Origin of the sequence: Actinoalloteichus spitiensis RMV-1378 (assembly GCF_000239155.1) — a bacterium.
GTDB lineage: Bacteria > Actinomycetota > Actinomycetes > Mycobacteriales > Pseudonocardiaceae > Actinoalloteichus_B > Actinoalloteichus_B spitiensis.
On sequence record NZ_AGVX02000028.1, the window covers coordinates 1 to 6,454 of the forward strand.

6 protein-coding genes are annotated in these 6,454 nt (G+C 73.5%); 4 read left to right on the forward strand and 2 right to left on the reverse strand.

From position 1 onward, the window contains the following. Positions 1-103 precede the first annotated feature (103 nt). Positions 104-712, forward strand: coding sequence for a DUF305 domain-containing protein (locus ACTIDRAF_RS26665; protein ID WP_016696946.1), 609 nt, complete (start codon positions 104-106; stop codon positions 710-712). Positions 713-782: 70 nt separating this feature from the next. Here ACTIDRAF_RS26665 and ACTIDRAF_RS0201495 read toward each other — a convergent pair whose 3' ends face one another. Both ACTIDRAF_RS0201495 and ACTIDRAF_RS0201500 read right to left on the reverse strand, forming a co-directional pair. Then, positions 783-1,733: a phosphotransferase family protein gene (locus ACTIDRAF_RS0201495; protein ID WP_016696947.1), complete on the reverse strand. Its 951-nt coding sequence runs from the start codon at positions 1,731-1,733 to the stop codon at positions 783-785. 182 nt (positions 1,734-1,915) lie between these two features. Further along, the gene (locus tag ACTIDRAF_RS0201500) at positions 1,916-2,959 is read right to left on the reverse strand and encodes an NAD-dependent epimerase/dehydratase family protein (RefSeq protein ID WP_016696948.1); all 1,044 of its coding nucleotides are present in this window, start codon (positions 2,957-2,959) and stop codon (positions 1,916-1,918) included. 231 nt (positions 2,960-3,190) lie between these two features. Here ACTIDRAF_RS0201500 and ACTIDRAF_RS0201505 point away from each other — a divergent pair, with 231 nt between their 5' ends. The 3 genes from ACTIDRAF_RS0201505 to ACTIDRAF_RS0201515 form a co-directional block, all read left to right on the forward strand. Beyond that, entirely contained in the window at positions 3,191-4,552 is a 1,362-nt protein-coding gene (locus ACTIDRAF_RS0201505) for an amidohydrolase family protein (protein ID WP_016696949.1), read from the forward strand. Positions 4,553-4,805: 253 nt separating this feature from the next. Further along, positions 4,806-6,014: a cytochrome P450 gene (locus ACTIDRAF_RS0201510; RefSeq protein ID WP_016696950.1), complete on the forward strand. Its 1,209-nt coding sequence runs from the start codon at positions 4,806-4,808 to the stop codon at positions 6,012-6,014. Positions 6,015-6,163: 149 nt separating this feature from the next. Continuing rightward, positions 6,164-6,454, forward strand: a 291-nt coding sequence (locus tag ACTIDRAF_RS0201515; protein ID WP_016696951.1) for a TetR family transcriptional regulator, incomplete at its 3' end; no start/stop codon positions are given.

A 6,454-nucleotide genomic window follows, 5' to 3' on the forward strand; every position in this document is an offset into this window, starting at 1 on the left:
GCTCGCCGGGCTGGGGCTGCTGCGGCTGTGACGGTCGCGCCGTGGCCGCCAGCCGCGGCGTCGTCGCGTCCACCCGTCTCAGCCACTCCCGAGGAGAACGCCCGTGACCACCCGTTTCCCGCTCCGCCTCGTCCTCACCTCGGCCGCCGCCGCCGTCGGCCTCGCCCTCACCGGCTGTTCCGACGGCGGCCAGGACACCGGTTCCGGCACCACCGGTGGGGACACCGCCCCCAACGCCGCCGACATCGAGTTCGCGCGGGACATGGTCCCCCACCAACGGCAGGCACTGGAGATGGCGGAGCTGGCGCCTGAGCACACCGAGAACGCCGAGATCCAGGAACTCGCCGACCGGATCGAGGGCACCCAGCGGCCCGAGCTGGACCAGCTGACCTCCTGGCTGGAGGAATGGGACGAGGAGGTCCCCGAGGACGGTGCCGGCGGGGACGGGAGCACGTCACCGTCCGCGTCCGCCGTGCCGCCCCACGGACTGCTGTCCGAGGACGAACTCCGTCGACTCGCCGAGGCCGAGGGGGACGAGTTCGACCAGCTCTGGCTGTCGATGATGCTCATCAACCACCAGGGCGGGGTGGACCTCGCCCAGACCGTGCTCGACGAGGGGGAGTCCCCGGAGGTCGCCGAGCTGGCCGAGCGCGTCCTGAACACCCAACAGGCCGAGATCGACGAGATGCAGACCCTGCTGCCGCAGGGCTAGCCGCCGAGGTGACCGGCACGGGCGGACCCGGGCGGTGTCCTCCGGGCACCGCCGGTCCCCGGCCGCCCGCTCATCTCGGGGCGTTGGCCACCAGCAGGTCGGTGACGGACGCCTGGTTGAGGATGTGGGCGCACCAGGCGAAGTGGCCGTCCGCTCCGGACGACGAGTAGGCGGTGGCACCGGTGACCGCGTAGGCGGCCAGGTAGGTGAGGAGCAGCTCGACGGGGTAGCCCAGCTCCGCGTGGACCGCGTCGACGAGCCGCTCCCGCTTCACCCCGGCGTCCGGCCCGTACATGTCGTGGAACCCGGCGGCGGTGGCGGCGTCGAAGGCGTTGTCACCGGCGGTGGAGACGAAACCCCAGTCCAGCAGCGCGGTCACCGATCCTGCCTGGTCCACGAGGATGTTCTCCGGGCAGATGTCCCCGTGCACCACGGCGGGCCGCGCCACCCGGACCCTGTCCAGCAGGACGAGGAGCCCGTCGATCTTGCGGTCGAGCTCGTCGACCGCCGAACCCAGCGGCCCGCCAGCGGGACCCGCCGGGGCGCGACGACGCACCAGCGCCGCGAGCGCGCCTCCCCACGACCGGTGTCCCGCCCACAGGGGACGCGGTTCCCCGAACACCGGAAGCGCCCGGCTGGCCGGGCCGGCCACCGTCGACGCCAGTGCGGACACCACCTCGACGGTGATCTCCACCGCCCGCTCGCCGGTCACCTCGCCCCGGGTGACGATGTCGGCCAGGGACGTCCCGGGCAGGTGCCGTTCCAGGCTGAGCACGACACCGTCGACCTCCCGGACCTCCTCGACGTACGGGGTGGCGAAGGGAAGCCCCTGGTCGGCGAGTTCCCGGGAGAACGCCACGAGGGGGGAGAGCTGTTCCGGGGTCCTGGCTCGCCACACCTTCGCCACCAGGTCGCCGGTGAGGCGCCAGACCTCCCCCTCCATCCCCCCGGCGAGCCGCTCCGCGCCCGGGTGGCCGAGACGGGCCAACAGGTGGGGGACGTCGGTGGCAGGCGGAGTCATCCGTTCCTTGTACCAACGGCGTCACCCTCAACGCCACCGGTTTCCCCCGCCCGGTGGCCCGTCCGCGCACCCGAGGTGACCCGCGTCGGTGCGTGTCGTCGGCCCGGACCCGCCCCGGCCCGGGGCTGTGGCCGTCGCCGATGTCCCGGCCCGGTCCGGCGCGCGGGACCGGGGACGCCGGGCTACGTCCCGACGCCGCCCAGGACGGCGTCCTCTGCGGCGTAGTCGGCGAACCCGTCCCCGTACAACCGGACGATCTCGGGGAAGGCCTCCCGCCACCCCCTGCCCTCAAGCGCTTCGGTCAACCAGCGCACCGCCGGGCGCACCGTGTCCTCATAGGTGGTGACCGGCCGGTAGGACAGCTCGCGTTCGGCCGCGCCGAGGTCCAACACCACGTCGTGGGGGACCGACCACGGGGTGGCACCGACACCGCCGCCCAACGGCGGCCCGTCCAACAGGAGGAGTTCCGGTGCGTGGCCGGCCGCCTGGCACACCCACCGCACGATGTCGAGGACGGAGGGAGGATGCGGATCGCCGGCGTTGAGCACCCTGCTCCCGGGACGGGCGGCGGCGAGCCGGACGAGTTCGGCGAGGTTCCGGGCGCTGGCGGTGTGGAACACGCCTGCTCCCCGGTGGGCCAGCGCGACGACAGGACGACGGTCGACCGCGCGGAGCAGGGGCCACAGCTCGCGGGGAGCGGTCGAGCCGGGACCGTGCACGGCACCGGGCCGCAACACGGTGACCGGCAGCGCGTCGCAGCGCAGTACCACGCGTTCCAGCGCCGCCTTCCGCGCCGCGTAGCCGGAGTCGCCCGGTGCGACCGTCCGGTGGTCCTCCCGGAGGGGGACCGGGAAACGGGGGAAGTCGGTCAGCCCGCCGGACAGGCTCCGGCCGGCCTCGTCGACGTAGACGGCCGCGCTCGACACCACCACGGCCGAACCGACCAGGTCCGCCAGGGCGCACAGCTCCCGGCCGTGCGCCTCGTCGTAGGCGATGGTGTCCACCAGCACGTCGGCGCCGCCCTGAGCGGCGAGGGCGGCGCGGAGTGCGCCGGGCTCGTCCCGGTCCAGCAGGGTTCGGCGCACCCCCAGCTCGGCCCAGGTCGAGGGCACGGGACGGCGACCCCTGTCGACGGTCCGCACCTCCCACCCGGTGCGGACCAGACCGAGCACCACCGCTCGTCCGATCTGGCCGGAACTGCCGAGGACGACGGCTCGTTTCGCCATGCCGAGAAGCCTAGGGGCCGGTGCGGTTCCGTGTGCACGGCTGTTCACGGCGGGTGAACACCTGGGGGAGACCGGTGCCGGAACGGCTCCCCTCCCCGGGCTCTCCCGGCGTCGGTTCCCCCGCGTGCGGCCCGCCGCACCGGGCGACCTCCGGTCCCGTGCCGAGACCAGGCCCGTGGCCCCCGCTCCGAACCGACCGGGAGCCTCGGTCCGCTGACCTAGGCTGACCGCATGAACCCGACGCCCGCGTCCGCCAACCACAGCCAGCCAACCCCGGTCGACCTCGTCGTCTCCGGCGGTGTCGTGCTCACCCTGGACGCCGAGGACACGGTCCTGCCCGCCGGCGCCGTCGCCCTCGGCGAGGGCCGGGTGGTGGAGGTGGGGGAGGCCGCCGCCGTGCGGGCCAGGTACCCGGACGCGCCGGTGCTCGACGCGACGGGCTCGGTGGTCTTACCGGGTCTGGTGAACACCCACACCCACCTGGCGATGTCCCTGTTGCGGGGCACCGCCGACGACGTCGACCTCCAGGGCTTCCTCGCCAGGGTGATCCCGCTGGAGCAGCGCCTGCTCACGGCCGACAACGTCGCCGCCGGGGTGCTGCTCGCGCTCGCCGAGTCGCTGCGGGGCGGCACCACCACCGCCCTGGACATGTACTGGTTCCACCAGGCCGCCGCCGGTGTCGCCCGGCGCGCGGGTTTCCGCCTGCTCGCCGGTCCGACCTTCATGGACGTGCCGGACCTGCCCGACGGGATCAGTGACTTCGGTGAACGGCTCCGCCTCGCCGACGCCGAGCTCGCCGGCCGGGAACCGGACGCGCTCGGCCGGCCGAGCGTCTTCGCGCACAGCACCTACACCCTGGACGAGGCGCAGCTGCGGTCGGTCGGGGCGCTGGCGAGGGAACACGGGGCACTGCTCCACGTGCACGCGGCGGAGAACCAGACCGAGGTGGACACCGTCCTCGACCGGACGGGGAGGCGGCCCGTCGAGCTGTTGGCGGATCTGGGCCTGCTCGGTCCGGACACGGTGTTGGCCCACGCCGTCTGGCTGACGGACACCGAACTGGACCTGGTCGCCGACTCGGGGGCGTCGGTGGCGCACTGCCCGGTGTCCAACGCGAAGCTCGCCGCCGGGATCGCGAGGGTGCCCGACCTCGTCGCCCGAGGCGTGCCCGTGGGGCTGGGCACCGACGGTTCCGCCTGCGCGACGGGCCTGAACCTGTTCGACGTGATGCGGTACGGCGCGCTCCTGCACAGCGTCCACACCGGGGACCCGTCGGCGGTGGGGGCGCGGTCGGTACTGCGGATGGCCACGGCGGGCGGTGCCCGGGCCCTGGGGTTGCAGGACCGGTTGGGCTCGTTGGAGCCCGGGAAGTTGGCCGACCTGGTCGTCGTGCGCACCGACCGCCCGCACACCCGGCCAGAGCACGACCCGTACTCCACGGTGGTCTACGCGGCGACGGCGGCCGACGTGCGGCACACCGTGGTCGGCGGTCGGGTCCTGGTCAGGGATGGCGACCTGGTCGGCATCGGCGACGAGGAGGTGGACGAGGCGGTCGCGCGCTGGGGGCGGCACGCGTCCTCGCCCACCGGCTGAGCGCGGGACTCCCGCGAACGACACCCACCAGGGGCGTGCGGGAACGCGCGGGGCGTGCGGGGTGCGCGTCCGGTGGACCGGCGGGTGAGCGGGACCGAGGGCCGAGGGGCGGCCACTGGCGCTGGGCGTTCCCGGCCCCGTTTCCCGTGCGCACCCAGTTGTTTTTTGTGGCCGTTCGGATACCTTGAGTAATATGTGATAGACCGCTATCAGAACGGTGGTGGTCGGGGACACACCCGAACGGAGAACGCCCGTGAGTGAGACAGCGTCCGAACGGATCACCGAGTTACCGCTGCACATGCGGCGGCAGGAGTTCGCCCCCGCCCCGGAGGTGCGGGAGATCCGGGATCGGGCGCGGGTCGAACTCGTCCACACCCCCTTCGGGTTCGACGCCTGGATGGTCACCCGTCACCGTGACGTCCGGGAGGTCATGGCGGATCCGGAACGGTTCAGCAACACCCAGCAGGTGCTCGACAGCGCGGCGACGGCTGGCATGAGCGAGGAGGAGACGCAGCGGGCGCTGGAGGGCAACTTCCTGGCGATCGACCCGCCCGAGCACACCCGGATACGGCGGATGCTGACCGGAGCGTTCACCGCGCGCCGCATCCGTGACCTCGAACCCCGGGTCCGGGACATCGTCACCGACCACCTCGACGCGATGGAGCGCGGTGGCTCGCCGGCGGACCTCGTGACCGCCTTCGCGCTCCCGGTGCCCTCGTTGGTGATCTGCGAACTCCTCGGCGTGCCCTACGAGGACAGGGACACCTTCCAGGAGCGCAGCTCCCGGCTGCTGGACGTGTCCAGCACGAGGGAGGAACGGGCCCTCGTGCAGGACGAGTCCCGGGAGTACATGACGGAACTCGTCCTGCGGGCCCGCCGTGCCCCAGGGGACGACCTGCTGGGCAGGTTGGTCCGCGAACACGGCGACGACCTGACCACCGGGGAGCTGGCCGGTATCGCCGACCTGCTGCTCATCGCCGGTCACGAGACGACGTCGAACATGTTGGGGTTGGGCACGCTGGCGCTGCTGCGCCATCCCGAGCAGCTGGCGACCGTCCGCGACGACGAGACCGCCGTGGACGCCGCGGTCGAGGAGCTCCTGCGCTGGCTGAGCATCGTCCACACCGGAACCGTGAAGGCCGTCACCGTCGACACCGAGCTCGGAGGGGTGCAGCTCCGCGCGGGCGACGTCGTCCTCTGCAGCCTGCCCCTGGCCAACCGTGATCCGGAGCTGATCGCCGACCCCGACCGCCTGGACGTCACGCGCGGTGCGTTGGGCCATCTGGCCTTCGGGCACGGCGTCCACCACTGCCTGGGGGCGCCGCTGGCACGGATGGAGATGCGGATCGCCTTCCCCGCGCTGTTGCGGCGCTTCCCCACCCTGCGGGAGGTGCCGGGCGAGGCGGAGTTCCGGTCCTTCAACGTGGTCTACGGTCTCTCCTCGTTCCAGGTCGCCTGGTGAGTTCACGATTCCCCGGGGCGCGGCGTCCCGGGCCGTCCGAGTCCGTCGCCGGCCCGCCACGCCCCTGACGGGCGGAACCGGCGACCGGGCCGGGTGACCGTGCTCGCCGAGCGGCGAGCCCGGCGACGTCAGTGCTGTTGAATGCGCTGATGCGCGAGACACCCCGACGCGCCGACGCTCGGCGCAACAGGGAGAGGATCTCCAGGGCGGCCGCCGCGGCCTTCTCCGAACTCCCGGCGGACGGGCCGGTCGACCTTCGACTGGAGGACGTCGCCACCAGGGCCGGCGTCGGGGTGGCCACCGTGTACCGGCTCTTCGGCGGGCGCGCGGGCCTGGTCCGCGCGGCGTTCCGGGCCCTCCTCGCCGATGAGCTCGGCCCGCTCGCGGCGGTCGCGGCGACCGCGCCCGATCCCGCGGCCGCCCTGCGGGCGGCGATCACC

What these genes read in the sequence shown, in the direction of transcription:
- ACTIDRAF_RS0201495 (WP_016696947.1), bottom strand. Translation starts at nt 1,733, where the DNA reads ATGACTCCGCCTGCCACCGACGTCCCCCACCTGTTGGCCCGTCTCGGC.
- ACTIDRAF_RS0201505 (WP_016696949.1), top strand. Translation starts at nt 3,191, where the DNA reads ATGAACCCGACGCCCGCGTCCGCCAACCACAGCCAGCCAACCCCGGTC.
- ACTIDRAF_RS0201500 (WP_016696948.1), bottom strand. Translation starts at nt 2,959, where the DNA reads ATGGCGAAACGAGCCGTCGTCCTCGGCAGTTCCGGCCAGATCGGACGA.